The 802-nt window shown below is 58.0% G+C and carries 1 protein-coding gene; it reads right to left on the minus strand.

Features of this window, described 5'->3' with window-relative positions; all coding sequences use genetic code 11:
• Positions 1-802, minus strand: an 802-nt coding sequence (locus tag MUA00_RS00275) for a filamentous hemagglutinin N-terminal domain-containing protein (RefSeq protein ID WP_271130455.1), incomplete at both ends; no start/stop codon positions are given.

Genomic DNA, 802 nt, shown 5'->3' on the forward strand with positions numbered 1-802 from the left:
TTTTAAGCGCAAGTTTGCCGCTGGCATCGAGCGTGATGTCGCCCTGGCGTGCATTCAGGTCGCCAAGGTTAACGCCCACCCCTTTTTCGCTGGAAACAAGATGGATACGGTTGGCGTACATGCCGCCGAGCGCGCCGGTATCCACGGCAACCACCGGGGCGGCGCCTTCTCCGGCAATTGCCGTGGCGTTGCCACTGGTATCAACACGGTTCGCACCGGCAATAATTTTCAGGTCTTTTGCATGGATTTGCGCGTTCACTTCGGTGGCGCGGGCAATAATCGACAGCGCATCCGCCTGGCTTGCGTTCAGCCCCTGGCCTTCAATTGTTATGGTGCCCTTAGTGACATTCAGGGATTGCAGGTTGCCGCTCGCATCAAACACCGGCTTACCGGTGGTCAGTGTCACATTCGGGGTATTGATAAAGCCGCAGCCGTTACAGGTGATGCCATACGGGTTGGCAACCATCACATTTGCCGCCTTCCCTGCCACTTCTGTATAGCCCTGGAGCTGCGAGCGGTTAGCGCCGGTCACTTCGTTGATGATGCCGCGCGCTTCGCTGCCCGCTTTCAGGTTGGGGTTGTTCTGAATCAGGCCGCCCAGTTGGGTCTGGTTTAACTGCCCGGTGGCGTTATTGAGGATCATTCCCTCTTTGCCGACGTTGTAATCCTTAAACTGATTATGGGAAATCCCCGCCCCGTTCGGCGTGGCGATATTCACCACCGGCACGCCGTTTGCCGCCCTGTCCATCTGCGTGGCGTTGTTTGCGGGCGTGGTGGCCGCAAAAGCCGGAAAAACAGGCTG

This window comes from Dryocola boscaweniae (genome assembly GCF_025215095.1).
Classification (GTDB): Bacteria; Pseudomonadota; Gammaproteobacteria; order Enterobacterales; family Enterobacteriaceae; genus Dryocola; species Dryocola boscaweniae.